This is a genomic window from Pseudomonas azotoformans, assembly GCF_900103345.1.
Lineage (GTDB): Bacteria > Pseudomonadota > Gammaproteobacteria > Pseudomonadales > Pseudomonadaceae > Aquipseudomonas > Aquipseudomonas azotoformans.
On sequence record NZ_LT629702.1, the window covers coordinates 3184701 to 3198599 of the forward strand.

General features: G+C 60.4%; 12 protein-coding genes and 1 pseudogene. 6 read left to right on the top strand and 7 right to left on the bottom strand.

Annotated features, from left to right (window positions below; all coding sequences use genetic code 11):
• Positions 1 to 120: 120 nt before the first annotated feature.
• From rne to BLR69_RS31515, 3 genes are all read left to right on the top strand, one after another.
• Positions 121 to 3273, top strand: a complete 3153-nt coding sequence (rne, locus tag BLR69_RS14210; protein WP_197681379.1) for a ribonuclease E — start codon at positions 121 to 123, stop codon at positions 3271 to 3273.
• 112 nt (positions 3274 to 3385) lie between these two features.
• Positions 3386 to 3781 carry an IS3 family transposase gene (locus tag BLR69_RS31510; RefSeq protein ID WP_071493958.1) on the top strand — a complete coding sequence of 132 codons (396 nt, stop codon included), beginning with the start codon at positions 3386 to 3388 and terminating at the stop codon, positions 3779 to 3781.
• A complete protein-coding gene (locus tag BLR69_RS31515) occupies positions 3730 to 4455 on the top strand; it encodes a DDE-type integrase/transposase/recombinase (RefSeq protein WP_367889370.1) in 726 nt (241 codons plus the stop codon). Before BLR69_RS31510 ends, BLR69_RS31515 begins: the two co-directional genes overlap by 52 nt.
• Here BLR69_RS31515 and BLR69_RS14220 read toward each other — a convergent pair.
• On the bottom strand, positions 4358 to 5734 hold the full coding sequence (locus BLR69_RS14220) for an IS30 family transposase (protein ID WP_083365807.1): 1377 nt from the start codon (positions 5732 to 5734) through the stop codon (positions 4358 to 4360). The genes BLR69_RS31515 and BLR69_RS14220 overlap by 98 nt on opposite strands.
• A gap of 64 nt (positions 5735 to 5798) precedes the next feature.
• Here BLR69_RS14220 and BLR69_RS14225 point away from each other — a divergent pair.
• Positions 5799 to 6062: pseudogene (locus tag BLR69_RS14225) on the top strand (integrase core domain-containing protein); the annotation flags it as partial.
• A 135-nt stretch (positions 6063 to 6197) separates the two neighbouring features.
• Here BLR69_RS14225 and BLR69_RS14230 read toward each other — a convergent pair.
• The 3 genes from BLR69_RS14230 to BLR69_RS14240 form a co-directional block, all read right to left on the bottom strand.
• Positions 6198 to 6788, bottom strand: coding sequence for a nucleotidyltransferase family protein (locus tag BLR69_RS14230; protein ID WP_071493960.1), 591 nt, complete (start codon positions 6786 to 6788; stop codon positions 6198 to 6200).
• The gene (locus BLR69_RS14235) at positions 6785 to 7771 is read right to left on the bottom strand and encodes an XdhC family protein (RefSeq protein ID WP_071493961.1); all 987 of its coding nucleotides are present in this window, start codon (positions 7769 to 7771) and stop codon (positions 6785 to 6787) included. Before BLR69_RS14235 ends, BLR69_RS14230 begins: the two co-directional genes overlap by 4 nt.
• Positions 7772 to 7910: 139 nt before the next feature.
• Positions 7911 to 9242: a dicarboxylate/amino acid:cation symporter gene (locus tag BLR69_RS14240; protein ID WP_071493962.1), complete on the bottom strand. Its 1332-nt coding sequence runs from the start codon at positions 9240 to 9242 to the stop codon at positions 7911 to 7913.
• 338 nt (positions 9243 to 9580) lie between these two features.
• Here BLR69_RS14240 and BLR69_RS14245 point away from each other — a divergent pair, with 338 nt between their 5' ends.
• Positions 9581 to 10579: an AraC family transcriptional regulator gene (locus BLR69_RS14245; RefSeq protein ID WP_071493963.1), complete on the top strand. Its 999-nt coding sequence runs from the start codon at positions 9581 to 9583 to the stop codon at positions 10577 to 10579.
• A gap of 119 nt (positions 10580 to 10698) precedes the next feature.
• Here BLR69_RS14245 and BLR69_RS14250 read toward each other — a convergent pair whose 3' ends face one another.
• Genes BLR69_RS14250 through BLR69_RS14260 form a run of 3 tightly spaced genes read right to left on the bottom strand, consistent with a single transcriptional unit; the run spans position 10699 to position 13046 of the window.
• A complete protein-coding gene (locus BLR69_RS14250; protein ID WP_071493964.1) occupies positions 10699 to 12045 on the bottom strand; it encodes an ATP-binding protein in 1347 nt (448 codons plus the stop codon).
• Entirely contained in the window at positions 12042 to 12719 is a 678-nt protein-coding gene (locus BLR69_RS14255) for a response regulator (RefSeq protein ID WP_058427484.1), read from the bottom strand. Before BLR69_RS14255 ends, BLR69_RS14250 begins: the two co-directional genes overlap by 4 nt.
• 18 nt (positions 12720 to 12737) lie before the next feature.
• Positions 12738 to 13046 carry a hypothetical protein gene (locus BLR69_RS14260; protein ID WP_071493965.1) on the bottom strand — a complete coding sequence of 103 codons (309 nt, stop codon included), beginning with the start codon at positions 13044 to 13046 and terminating at the stop codon, positions 12738 to 12740.
• A gap of 135 nt (positions 13047 to 13181) precedes the next feature.
• Between BLR69_RS14260 and BLR69_RS14265 the strand changes: the two genes are divergently transcribed.
• Positions 13182 to 13898, top strand: a complete 717-nt coding sequence (locus BLR69_RS14265) for a 4'-phosphopantetheinyl transferase family protein (protein WP_071493966.1) — start codon at positions 13182 to 13184, stop codon at positions 13896 to 13898.
• The last annotated feature ends 1 nt before the right edge of the window (position 13899 follow it).

The window sequence follows — 13899 nt, forward strand, 5'->3', positions numbered from 1 at the left end:
ATTGGCTCGTTATTGCTGGACACTGGAGTGGCCAACCACTCTTGACGCACCTGACACCGACCGTGAGAAGTCGTGTGTGCCGAACGCCGTTTCCGGCAGCCCGGAAACCGACGGTACAACATGAAAAGAATGCTGATTAACGCAACTCAACCCGAAGAGTTGCGTGTTGCACTGGTAGATGGCCAACGCCTCTACGACCTGGACATCGAATCCGGTGCACGCGAGCAAAAGAAGGCCAACATCTATAAAGGCCGTATTACTCGCATCGAACCAAGCCTCGAGGCTGCCTTTGTCGATTTCGGCTCCGAGCGCCACGGCTTCCTGCCCCTCAAAGAAATCTCCCGCGAATACTTCAAGAAAGCCCCCGAAGGCCGCGTGAACATCAAGGACGTCCTGAGCGAAGGCCAGGAAGTCATCGTCCAGGTCGAAAAAGAAGAACGTGGCAACAAGGGCGCCGCCCTGACCACCTTCATCAGCCTGGCTGGCCGCTACCTGGTCCTGATGCCGAACAACCCACGTGCCGGCGGTATTTCCCGTCGCATCGAAGGCGAAGAGCGCAACGAACTGCGTGAAGCGCTGAACGGCCTGATCGCACCGGCCGACATGGGCCTGATCGTGCGCACCGCCGGCCTGGGCCGCAGCAGCGAAGAAATGCAGTGGGACCTCGACTACCTGCTGCAACTGTGGACCGCCATCAAGGAAGCCTCCCTGGATCGTTCCGCGCCGTTCCTGATCTACCAGGAAAGCAACGTGATCATCCGCGCCATCCGCGATTACCTGCGCCAGGACATCGGCGAAGTGCTGATCGACAGCGTTGAAGCCCAGGACGAAGCCCTGACCTTCATCCGCCAGGTGATGCCGCAGTACGCCAGCAAGATCAAGCTGTACGAAGACAGCGTTCCGCTGTTCAACCGTTTCCAGATCGAAAGCCAGATCGAGACCGCCTTCCAGCGCGTGGTCGAACTGCCTTCCGGTGGCTCCATCGTGATCGACCCGACCGAAGCCCTGGTGTCCATCGACATCAACTCGGCGCGTGCGACCAAAGGCAGCGACATCGAAGAAACCGCCCTGCAGACCAACCTGGAAGCGGCTGAAGAAATCGCCCGCCAGCTGCGCCTGCGTGATATCGGCGGCCTGATCGTGATCGACTTCATCGACATGACCCCGGCCAAGAACCAGCGCGCCGTGGAAGAGAAAGTCCGCGAATGCCTGGAAGCTGACCGTGCCCGCGTACAGGTGGGCCGTATCTCGCGCTTCGGCCTGCTGGAAATGTCCCGTCAGCGCCTGCGTCCGTCCCTGGGCGAGAGCAGCGGCATCGTCTGCCCGCGTTGCAACGGCACCGGCATCATCCGTGACGTTGAATCGCTGTCCCTGGCTATCCTGCGCCTGATCGAAGAAGAAGCCCTGAAAGACCGCACCGCCGAAGTCCGCGCACAAGTGCCGATTCCGGTTGCAGCTTTCCTGCTCAACGAAAAACGCAACTCGATCACCAAGATCGAACTGCGCACCCGTGCCCGTATCGTCATCCTGCCGAACGACCACCTCGAAACGCCGCACTTCGAAGTGCAGCGCCTGCGTGATGACAGCCCGGAAGCCCACAGCGGCCAGTCCAGCTACGAAATCGCCGCTGCTGCCGCCGAAATCGAAGAAGTGCAGCCAGCCGCCGCGACCCGCACCCTGGTCCGCCAGGAAGCCGCTGTGAAAACCGCTCCGGCCCGTGCCAACGCACCGGTTCCGGTTGAAGCCGCCGCCCCGGTTGCCGCTCCGGCCGTAATGCCTGAGCCAAGCCTGTTCAAAGGCCTGGTGAAATCGCTGGTGAGCCTGTTCGCCACCAAGGAAGAGCCTGCCGCACCGGTCGTGGTTGAAAAACCGGCTTCCGAGCGCCCAGCGCGCAACGAAGAGCGTCGCAACGGTCGCCAGCAAAGCCGTAACCGCAACGGCCGTCGTGACGAAGAGCGCAAGCCGCGCGAAGAACGTGCGCCGCGTGAAGAACGCGCCCCACGTGAAGAGCGTGCGCCTCGCGAAGCCCGCGAAGAAACCCCGACCGTAGAACGTGCACCGCGTGAAGAGCGCGCACCACGCACTCCACGTGCCCCACGTGAAGACCGCAAGCCACGTGGCGAGCGCGAAGAACGCGTGCGTGAACTGCGGGAGCCGTTGGACGCTGCGCCAGCCGTTGCCGGCGCAGCTGTTGTTGCCGAGGAACGCCCGGCTCGCCAGCCGCGTGAGGAACGCGCACCGCGCGAAGAACGCCAGCCTCGCGCTCCGCGTGAAGAGCGTCAACCACGTGCAGAACAAGCGGCTGCCGCCAGCGAAGAAGAAGTGTTGACCGGCGAAGAGCAACTGCAGGAAGACGGTCAGGAAGGCGCCGAAGGCGATCGTCCACGCCGCCGCTCCCGTGGCCAGCGTCGTCGCAGCAACCGTCGTGAGCGTCAACGCGATGCCAACGGCAACGTGATCGAAGGCTCCGAAGAGACCGGCGAAAACGCAGAAGCCGCTACCAGCGAACCGACTGGCGCCGAACTGGCTGCCGGCCTGGCCGTTACCGCTGCCGTTGCCAGCACGGTCATCAGCGCTCCGGCTGAAGCCCAGGCTCACGAGCAGGCTGAGCGCGCTACCGCGACTGTTGAAGAAGCCGTCGTTGTAGAAGCACCTGCTGCCCAGACCCCAGTGGTTGAAGCGCCGGTCGTTGAAGCACCTGCTGCCGAAACCCCAGTCGTAGAAGCGCCAGTTGTTGAAGCGACTACCCCAATCGAAGCACCGGTTGTTCCGGAAGTGGAAGTTGCTCCGGCTCAAGAAGCCCTGCCAGAAGTTGAAGTGGCAGCGGTTGAACCAGCACCTGTGGCTGAGCCTCAACCAGTGGTTGAAGCAGTGGTTGAAGCACCGGTTGTCGAAGCCGCCCCGGAAGTTCGCGAAGTTCGTGAAGAACAGACCGCCTTCCAATGGACGGCCGAGCCTGCCGCTCCGGTCGAAGCGCCAGCACCTGCCCCAGCGGTAGAAGAAGCGCCGGCACCGGTTGCCGAAGTTGTGGTTGCCGAGCCAGCCCCAGTGGTTGAGCCCGCTCCGGCCGTTGAACCTGCGCCGGTGGTAGAAGCGCCGGTGGTTGCCGAAGTGGCTGCACCCGTGATTGAAGCCGCTCCGGTCAGCGCCCTGACCGAAAACGGCCGTGCGCCGAACGATCCACGTGAAGTGCGTCGTCGTCGCAAGGAAGCGGAAGCCGCTGCTGCTGCCGCAGCACAGGAAGCAGAGCACGAGAGCAAACCTCTCGTCTGATTCCCGCAGCAACTAAAAAGCCCCGCCTGAGTGATCAGGCGGGGCTTTTTTATGCACTCTGTCTCGTCCTGAATAAGGTTTACACCTTCTGGCTTCTGATCAGGAGGGTGCAATGGATACGGGCGCAAAACGCAGTCAGCGCGATTACACGCTGACTTTTAAATTGTCGGTTGTCGATCAGGTCGAAAAAGGCGAGTTGAGTTATAAAGAGGCTCAACGGCGCTATGGGATCCAGGGCCGGTCGACGGTGTTGGTCTGGTTACGCAAGCATGGTCGACAGGACTGGAGCCAAGGCGCTTCCATTCGCTCCCAGAGGGTCCGACCGATGGATGAGCCCACTTTGCCATTAACTCCCGAGCAGAGAATCAAAGAGCTTGAGGAGCAGTTGGCGCTGGCGAATCAGAAAGCCAAATTCTTCGAAGACTTGGTCGAGGTTCTGAAGAACGACTACGGCGTATCCGTCGTAAAAAAGCGGCCCGGCAAGTCGTTGCGCAAACCCAGACCCTGAGTGTCAGCAGGGCTTGCCAGTTTATGGGGATCAGCCGCCAAGCCTTTTACAAGCGTGATCGCGTTTATCGGGCTCGAGTCGATCAAGATCAGAAACTCATCAAATTTGTGCAGGCAATCCGAGTGCGCCAACCCTGCATCGGCACACGCAAACTCCAGTCATTGATGCACGCAGAGCGTGAGAAGCCTGAGCTGCATGTTGGCCGTGATCGCTTGTTTGAGGTGCTGCGCGAGCACCGACAGTTGGTTCGTAGGAAACGGGCGTATCACAAGACGACCGACAGCCATCATCACTTTCACTGCCATCCCAATCTGCTAAAGCCAGGCCCGCAGCAAGTCATCGCGAGCGGTCCGGAACAGGTCTGGGTGGCCGATATTACTTACCTATCCACCAAGCGTGATGATCCGGTTTACCTGAGCCTGATAACAGACGCCTTCTCAAGAAAAATTGTCGGGTATCACGTGCACGGCAGCCTTCACGCCGACTCGGTGGCCCAGGCCTTACGCATGGCGTTGAAAACACGTCGAACACGTCAGAAACTGGTTCATCACTCGGATCGAGGTGTGCAGGGCGGATTCAACCGGTCGTCGCAACACTGGATTGTTGTACAGACTTTAAATACTCATTCAGTGCTTCGGCGGGTGTTTTCCAGCCTAGTGTTTTTCGAGGTCTAGTATTGAGTACGTGAGCTACCGCCTGTATTTCTTGGGCACTCCAACGAGAGAGGTCAGTCCCTTTCGGGAAGTATTGCCGTAGAAGGCCGTTCGTATTTTCGTTTGTGCCGCGCTGCCATGGACTATGTGGATCAGCAAAGAAAACCTTTACTCCGGACTCGATGGTAAACCGAGCGTGATCCGACAGCTCCTTTCCACGATCCCAGGTCAAGGATCGCCACAGCTCGATGGGAAGATCAGCCACCGTCTTCTTCAATGCGTTGGCCATACTAACAGCCCCATAGCCAGCCAGCGCCGGGCCGTTCTTCGTGCGGGGAATTAGCCCATAACCGTTCTCGCGAGGCAGATGGACGAGCATGGTAAATCGAGTTGAGCGCTCGACCAGAGTTCCAATCGCAGAACGGTTCAGACCGATGATCAAGTCGCCCTCCCAATGCCCGGGTACAGCCCGATCTTCTACCTCAGCAGGACGACTGGAGATCATCACGTCCTCGCTGACGTGTGCCCACACTTTGGCCTGCGCTCTGGCTCTCGGTACGCGTAACGCTCGTCCTGAGCGCAGGCAACTCACCAGTTCGCGCTTGAGAGCTCCTCGACCCTGAATGTAGAGCGCCTGATATATGGCTTCATGAGAGATACGCATGGATTCATCATCCGGAAAATCGATCTGGAGCCGGTTGGCAATTTGTTCAGGCGACCAGCCATTGACCCATTTACGGTCACTGCGATGCGGTTTATTTCGGCCTTTGAAGGGCGCTTGCCGAGGCCCAGAAATCTCACGACCATCGGCGTCTTGAACCTTGCCCTCAAGGCGGTCGCGTACGTACTGGTGCAGTCGCGGGTTAGTGACCAGTTTTGCTGGTTTCGGCCTCTTGGCCACCAGTTCTGCCTTCCATTGCGCTACTGACGCTCGATATTCAAGCCGACCGCAACGGGTAGTAGCATTTCGTGTCAGCTCCCGTGAAATTGTCGATGGGCTTCGTCCAAGGCGACGGGCGATATCACGAACGCCAACACTTTGCGCTCGAAGCAGCCCAATCTCTTCTCGCTCTGCAAACGATAAGTATCGTCCTGATATGTGATTCGACATGAATAATGGCATCCCGCCTCGATGACGGAACCAGCGTGTACCTACCGCGGTTGATACGCCAACGGCATGTGCTGCCTTTTCGCTTGTGATGCCTGTAGCAATCTGCACCCAAAATAGCCGTTCGATCTCATTACGAAGTGAGGGTGCACCTGGAGAGCGCATCGCTCCCCGGCCCGTCAATTTTTGCATCCATCCTGCAGGTCGTCCCATAAACACCTCGATAAAGGTGTTGCGACGACCGGTTGAATCCGCCCAGTACTGCTCGGCACTGTATCAAAAACTCCATGCCAAGCACGACATCACGTGTTCAATGACCGATGGCTATGACTGCTACCAAAACGCCTTGGCAGAGCGGGTTAATGGCATCTTGAAAACAGAACTGTTGCTCCACCGGCCGACAGACCTGGAACAAGCGGAGCAGATGGTGCGGGAAGCAATCCTGGTCTACAACCAAGAGCGCCCGCATCTGTCCTTGAAATATAAAACGCCCGATGCAGTGCATCGGGCGTTGGGGTGAAACAGGTGTAAACCTATTTCAGGACTAGACACTCCCAAAACCTATTGTGAGAGGGGGCTTGCCCCCGATAGCAGAGGATCAGCCAACCCATCTGCCGCTGATCCAGCGCAATCGGGGGCAAGCCCCCTCCCACACTTAGATCGGTTCGAAATTCAGGCAGTGTGGCAGGTCGACATCCCAGAGTACGCCAGGGTCTTCAACCACGACTTCACACACCGCCGCCTGCGCAAACAGAGATTTCGCCCCACGGTCACCGTTCAGCGCCATCAGCCGCGCCCCAAATACCCGACCAAACCCCACAGGATGCCCGTACTGCCCGCCCTGCACCGGCACACTGATGCCACCCTCCTCCAACCCCGCAATCACTCGCTCAATGCTCGATGACCGAATAAACGGCATATCCCCCAGCACCACCAGCCAACCATTCGCCGAAGCACTGGCGGCAACCGCAGCGGCAATACTGTCGCCCATGCCGGCCGAGCGCAGCAGCAATACCTTGCAGCCGTAGGCCTCTGCCAGGCGAATCACTTCAGACCGATCCGGTGAAGTCACCACCCAGCGATCAACCACGACACTCGGTAGATTCTTCAGTACCTGCTCGATCACCGGCCGAACTACGCCATCCAGGCCCACGCAATCAACCAGCAACTTGTCCTGGTCAGCCCCTGCCACCGCGCGGAAACGACTGCCCTGCCCCGCCGCCAGCACAATCGCAGTGATGCTCACTCAACCACCACCGGCAGCGGCTTCTTCTGCATCGGTGCCACGCCGTTCTTGATCGCGACAATTTCCGCCATCAACGACAATGCGATTTCCGCCGGCGTGTGACTGCCGATATGCAAACCGATCGGCCCATGCAGACGCGCAATCGCTTCCGTCGACAAGCCCAGCACCGCCAGGGTTTCCCGGCGCTTCTGGCTGTTGACCCGTGAACCGAGGGCGCCAATGTAGAACGCCGAGGAATTCAACGCCGTCAGCAACGCCATATCATCCAGGCGCGGGTCATGGGTGAGGCAGACGATGGCCGTGCGCTCGTCGGTCTGGATATTCAGCACCGCTTCATCAGGCATGCCCGGCACAAAGCGGCCGTGCTGCTCTTCCCAGCCGTAGACGAACTCCTCACGCGGGTCGCAGATCAGTACTTCGAAATCCAGCAGGCGCGCCATTTCCGCCACATACCGCGACAACTGCCCGGCGCCGATCAACAGCAGGCGCCAGCGCGGGCCGTAGATGGCTCGCAGACGCTCACCGTCGAAGGTGACAACATCGGTCTTGCTTGCACCGGTTAACGTCACCTTGCCAGTGGCCAGCTCCAACTCCCGGGCGACAATCTGATGATCCTCGCACCGCGCCAACAGCTCAGCGACCCACTCCCACTCGTCTACCCGCTCCTCGGTCAGGCGCAAGGTGCCGCCGCACGGCAGGCCAAAGCGCGCTGCCTCATCGCGGGTGACGCCGTAGGTCACCAACTGCACCGGCGGCCCGTCTTCAGGCAGCCGGCCATCCTGCAGGCGGGCAATCAAGTCGTCTTCGATGCACCCGCCCGATACCGAGCCGATCACCACCCCATCGCCCCGCAACGCCAGCATGGCGCCCGGCGGGCGCGGCGCACTGCCCCAGGTCTGGACCACGCTGTACAACACCACTCGCTGCCCGGCACGGCGCCATTCGAGCACGCTGCGCAGGACATTCAGATCCACACTGTCCACATAACCTCCTGCAAGCGTTACAACTGATTCGCTACTGTAAAACAAAAGCCACCAGAGTAAGGCGCCAGAAACGCAAACGCCCCGAACCAGTCGGGGCGTTTGTGCGTTGCTGTCGGCGTTAGTTCACGTCATCGGCGATTTACTTGACCACAGGTGCAGGGCCTTCGGCCACGCCCAGGTCATCCAGCTCACGGGTTTCCGAGATACCGGTGCCGCCGGACGCCAGCTCGCTTTGCAGCTTGTCGGTGTCCAGCTCCTTGACCCATTTGGCCACAACGATGGTGGCAACGGCGTTACCTACCAGGTTGGTCAGTGCGCGGGCTTCGGACATGAAGCGGTCGATACCCAGGATCAGCGCCAGGCCGGCAACCGGAAGGTGGCCTACGGCCGACAGGGTGGCCGCCAGTACGATGAAGCCCGAACCGGTCACGCCTGCAGCGCCTTTGGAGGACAGCAGCAGCACCAGCAGCAGGGTGATCTGGTGGGTGATGTCCATGTGGGTGTCAGTCGCCTGGGCGATAAACACGGCAGCCATGGTCAGGTAGATCGAAGTACCGTCGAGGTTGAACGAGTAGCCAGTTGGAATCACCAGGCCTACTACGGATTTCTTCGCGCCCAGACGCTCCATCTTGATCAGCATGCGCGGCAGTGCGGATTCGGAGGAGGAAGTACCCAGTACGATCAACAGCTCTTCACGGATGTAGCGGATCAGTTTGATCACGCTGAAACCGTGAGCGCGGCAGATACCGCCCAGCACTACCAGCACGAACAGGATGCAGGTGATGTAGAAGCAGATCATCAACTGGCCCAACTGCACCAGCGAACCGACGCCGTAGGCACCGATGGTGAATGCCATGGCGCCCAGGGCACCGATTGGCGCGAGCTTCATGATCATGTTGATGATGTTGAACATTACATGGGCGAAACGATCGATGAAATCCAGTACCGGCTTGCCGTAGGCGCCTAGGCGGTGCAGGGCGAAACCGAAGATCACCGAGAACATCAGCACTTGCAGGATGTCGCCGTTGGCGAAGGCACCCACGATGGTGTTCGGGATAACGTTGAGGATAAAGCCGACGATGCTCTGGTCTTTACCGGCGGTCACATAGGCCGCGACTTTGGAAGCATCCAGGGTCGCTACGTCGATGTGCATGCCGGCGCCCGGTTGCACGACGTTCACCACGATCAGGCCGATCAGCAGCGCGACGGTGGAAACGATTTCGAAGTACAGCAGCGCGTAGCCGCCGGTCTTGCCCACCGATTTCATGCTTTGCATGCCAGCGATGCCGCTGACAACGGTGCAGAAGATGATCGGGGCGATGACCATTTTGATCAGTTTGATAAACCCGTCACCCAGCGGCTTGAGGGCCACACCGGTCTCTGGGTAGAAGTGACCGAGCAAAATACCGATAACGATTGCAACGATCACCTGGAAGTACAGGGATTTGTAGATAGGCTGACGAGTCGTCATTGCAAAGTTCCTCAATCGTCCCGTGTGGCAAATATCCGCCATTGCCCACGACACTTGAATTGCGAACCCTCCTGCACTGGAGGGATTTGTTGTTTGCGAGGTCTGTAGGTCCAGCCTGCGCTGTAATCCTTATCGCAAACGCCGTGCCACTTTGCTGAAAAACCCTGAAGGCCTTTAGACATCAGGGCTTGGGCTTTTCCGGCACGCTCCCACGCCTTCGATCGAGTGGCGGATTTCCGCCCACCACTCCAATCCCGTCCTACAATTTGGCGGATATCCGCCTTGTGACCCTACCCGGGGATGACTACCATCCGCCCTTCCATGGACGAGGCCTTCGCATGCGTGAACGTACCATCGCCAGCCACTACGCTCGGGCAGCCCTTGGCGGCGCGCGCAGGGCAGGCTACGACTACTCGAGCCTGCTGTTGCAGGCAGGTATCACCCCGGAATTGCTGACCGAACCCCGCGCCCGCATCGCACCGGAACAATTTACCCGGCTGCTGCAAATGCTCTGGCTGGCGCTGGACGATGAATACCTGGGGTTCGCCGACGGCCCGAGCAAACGTGGCACCTTCGCCATGATGTGCCACGCGTTGATCCACTGCCGCACCCTGGAGAAGGCTCTGGAACGCGGCTTATTGTTTTATAGCCTATTTGCGCAAGGCCCACGCTGGCATCTGACACGTGAAGGCGACATGGCCCGCTTGAGCCTGGACGACTCGCAACTGTGGGACCCGGATCACTTCCTCAGCGAATGCCTGCTGGTGATCTGGCATCGACTCGGCAGTTGGCTGATCGGCCAACGCATCCGCCTGCACCAGGCCACCTTCAGCTACCCGATGCCGGCTCACGCCAGCGAATATGACCTGCTGTTTCCCTGTGCCCAGGTATTCGGCGCACCGAACAGCAGCCTGGTGTTTCACAGCCGCTACCTGAGCCTGCCGCTGTTGCAGGACGAGCGCACGCTCAAGCACTTCCTTGAACGCTCCCCCGCCGACCTGTTGTCACGGCCGGATGAAGGCGACAGCTTGAGCAGCCAGCTCCGCCGTTTACTCAGCCGCGACCGTACACCCTGGCCCGATCTGGAAGCCGTCGCCCAGCACCTGCACATCAGCCCGCAAACCCTGCGCAGGCATTTGCGCGAGGAAGGCACCAGCTTTCAGGCACTCAAGGATGAGTTGCGGCGGGACATCGCCATCTATCATTTGGGGCGCGCGGATTTGTCGTTGCAGGAGATTGCCGAGCAGTTGGGGTTTTCCGAACCGTCGGCGTTTCATCGGGCGTTCAAGAAGTGGACGGGGTTGACGCCGGGGGCTTACCGAGCACAAGAGAGCTAAAGATGTAGCGTTTGGACTGACGCTATCGGGGGCAAGCCCCCTCCCACATTTTGATGTTTGGATACATATAAAGGTGGGAGGGGGCTTGCCCCCGATGAGGCCTGTACAGCCGATAAAGATCACAAAGCCGGGAAGTGAATCCTGAAGGCGGCGCCACCCAATGGCGAATCGCCCAGGGTCAACCGCGCACCGTAGCTTTCGATGATGTCCTTGACCACCGCCAAGCCAATCCCCTGCCCCGGGTGCTGGCGATCCAGGCGCTCACCCCGTTGCAGAATTCGTGCACGCTGATCCGGCGGCACGCCAGGCCCGTCATCCTCTATACACAGTTCGGTGCCTTCCAGGCTTTCCACCAGGCTGATGCGCACTTCGCTCAAGCACAGGCGGTAGGCGTTTTCCAGCAGGTTGCCGAGCAACTCCAACAAAGCGCCCTTCTCGATTGGCACGTCGCATTCTTCCGGCAGGTCGAAGGACACGCTGACGCGCTTGTCGCGGTAGACCTTGCCCAGCGTATCGCACAGGCTTTGCAGTACCGGCTCCAGGCGCACCTGGTGGCGCACCAGGCCGCTTTTGCGCAGGCTGGCGCGCTGCAACTGGTAGCTGATCTGCTGGCTCATGCGCTCGATCTGCGATTGCAGCACCCGGGCCTGCTCACGATCCTCCGGACGCTGGGCCATTTCTTCGCTCACTCCCTGCAACACCGCGAGCGGGGTTTTCAGGCTGTGGGCCAAATCGTCGAGGGAGTCGCGGTAGCGCGTACGTTGTTCACGCTCGCTGTGCAGCAAGCGGTTGAGAGAGCCGGTCAGGCGCAGCAATTCGCGGGGGTGTTGTTCGGAGAGGCTCTCACGGGTGCCGCCTTCGATCTGGTCAAGTTCCTGACTCAGCCGCCGCAGCGCTTGCAGGCCCCAGGTCAGGCCCAGCCACAGCAAGGTCAGCAGCACCAGCAGCGCCGCGCCGAAGCCCAGATAGAGATTTTCGCGCAAGCCTTCGAGGGTCAACTGGTATTCGCGCACCGGTTGCAGGGCCACGATACTGAAGGCGGCACTCTTGCCGCCCAGCAGCCTGACCTCGACGTCATACACGAAGAATTCCTGGCCGTTGGCCTCGCGAATCCGTGCGAATTCATTCCCGCGCCCGTCATAACGCGGTTTGTAGTTGATGTTTTCTTCCTTGGTCGCCCGCGAACGCCACACCAGGTGGCCTTCGCGGTCGTAGATATAGCCGAGCAGGCGGCTGTCAGTGAGGTTGAAGCGTTCGTCGGGCAACTGCGCCGGCATCAGCAGGCGGTTGTTTTCAACCCGCGCGGCCGAGATCAAGGTGGTGACGTCCGACGCCAGGCGCTGCTCGATGGAATCCTGCAACGCCAGGCTGAACGCCCCTTGCATGGCCGGCAACAGGCCGAGCATGAACAGCACGGCCAAGGTCGCGGCCGCCAGCATCAAGCGCACGCGTAGCGAGCGAATCAACGGCAGCGCTCATTGAACAGATAGCCCAGGCCACGCACGGTATCGATCGGCTTGAACCCGGCCGGGCCTTCCAGCTTGCGGCGCAGGCGGCCGACCAGCACCTCGATGACATTCGGATCACGCTCGTCGTCATCGGGGTAGAGCTGTTCCATCAAGCGGTCCTTGGCCACCACTTGTTGGTGATGGCGCATCAGGTATTCAAGGATCCGATATTCGTAGGCGGTCAACGCCAGCGGCTGCTCTTCGAGCGACGCTTGCTTGCGGTTGAGGTCCAGCAGCAACGGCCCGGCAACGATGGTCGACTGGGTAAAGCCACTGGAGCGCCGCAGCAAGGCGTTCATCCGCGCCTCCAGCTCTTCGAACTGGAACGGTTTGACCACGTAGTCGTCGGCACCCGCAGCCAGGCCTTCGACCTTGTCCTGCCAGTTACCGCGGGCGGTGAGGATCAGGATCGGAAAGGTCTTGGCCTGAGTACGCAGTTGGCGGATCAGGTCCAGGCCGCCCATGCCGGGCAGGCCCAGGTCGATGATCGCCAGGTCATGGTTGAACTGGCCAGTCTGGTACAGCGCCTCTTCGGCATTGGCCACGGCCTCGACCACATGCCCGCTGTCGGTCAGGCGGGTAAACAGGTGATGACGCAGCAGCGCTTCATCTTCCACCACCAGCAATTTCATAAGGCTCTCCAAGGCAATTCAACTGTCCGACAGAGGGATATCATAGCGGCCCTGCAGGTCTTGCGGGCGCAGTTTAATGCCATTGAACTGGCCGGTCAGGTGTTCATAACCGGCGCGATAGCCCGGCTGCGGGGTTGCAAGGCCCAGGGACTGGCCCCAGGGCGTGGGTTGGCTGCCCGCTTCTTCGAAGCTGACACGCTGGATCAAGGTGCTGGATTTCTTGGTTTTTTCACCGCCGAATGCGGCGAAGGCGCCGTCGGATGCCTGGACCCCAGCGGTGGCACTGAGCATGGTTAACGCCAACATCAGCTGTTTGATCGCAGTCATGGTGTTACCTCTATGCGTTTGGCTGTATGCCCCAGACTACGCAGGCGCCCCTGAACTCCCCCTGAACAGGCTCTGAACCTCACCTGAACCGCAGCGGGCTATCCTCGCGCCCCTCAACTCGGCAAAATACCGCCCATGAATCCCTTACCCGCTTGCTGCACCCCACTCGACGCCCATTGGCCGCTGCCCGAACCGTTGCCCGGCACGGTGTTTCTCAGCACGCGTTTTGACCCGACCCTGCTCACGCCTGGCGATTTCCAGCGCTGTGCCGTGCCGCCACCGGCGAGCATCCAGCGCTCGGTGGCCAAGCGTCAGGCCGAGTTCCTCGCCGGCCGCTTGTGCGCCCGTGCCGCCCTGCAACAACTCGACCACCTCGACTGCATCCCGGCGATCGGCGAAGACCGCGCACCGGTGTGGCCTGCGCACATCAGTGGCTCCATCACTCACAGTACCGGGCACGCCGCCGCGATTGTCGCGCACAAGGCGCAATGGCGCGGGCTGGGGATGGACCTGGAGAATGTGCTGAGCCTGGAGCGGGCGGAGCGGTTGGCCGGGGAAATCCTGACGGCTGATGAACTGCAGCGCATGGCCACCTTGCCAAGAGAGCAGATAGCGCAGTTGGTAACGCTGACGTTCTCCGCCAAGGAGAGCCTGTTCAAGGCGCTCTACCCCATTGTGCAGAAGCGTTTCTACTTTGAGCATGCCGAGTTGCTGGAATGGTCAGAGGGCGGGCATCTGCGGCTGCGACTGCTGACGGACCTGTCCGAAGAGTGGTGCCATGGCAAGGAATTGGTGGGGCAGTTCGCGGTGGATGATGGGCAGTTGTTGAGCCTGGTCGCAGTCAGCGCCTGAT

Excerpts from the sequence above, each read along its gene's own strand:
- rne (WP_197681379.1), top strand. The coding sequence starts at position 121 with ATGAAAAGAATGCTGATTAACGCAACTCAACCCGAAGAGTTGCGTGTT.
- BLR69_RS31510 (WP_071493958.1), top strand. The coding sequence starts at position 3,386 with ATGGATACGGGCGCAAAACGCAGTCAGCGCGATTACACGCTGACTTTT.
- BLR69_RS14220 (WP_083365807.1), bottom strand. The coding sequence starts at position 5,734 with ATGCAAAAATTGACGGGCCGGGGAGCGATGCGCTCTCCAGGTGCACCC.
- BLR69_RS14240 (WP_071493962.1), bottom strand. The coding sequence starts at position 9,242 with ATGACGACTCGTCAGCCTATCTACAAATCCCTGTACTTCCAGGTGATC.
- BLR69_RS14245 (WP_071493963.1), top strand. The coding sequence starts at position 9,581 with ATGCGTGAACGTACCATCGCCAGCCACTACGCTCGGGCAGCCCTTGGC.
- BLR69_RS14255 (WP_058427484.1), bottom strand. The coding sequence starts at position 12,719 with ATGAAATTGCTGGTGGTGGAAGATGAAGCGCTGCTGCGTCATCACCTG.
- BLR69_RS14260 (WP_071493965.1), bottom strand. The coding sequence starts at position 13,046 with ATGACTGCGATCAAACAGCTGATGTTGGCGTTAACCATGCTCAGTGCC.
- BLR69_RS14265 (WP_071493966.1), top strand. The coding sequence starts at position 13,182 with ATGAATCCCTTACCCGCTTGCTGCACCCCACTCGACGCCCATTGGCCG.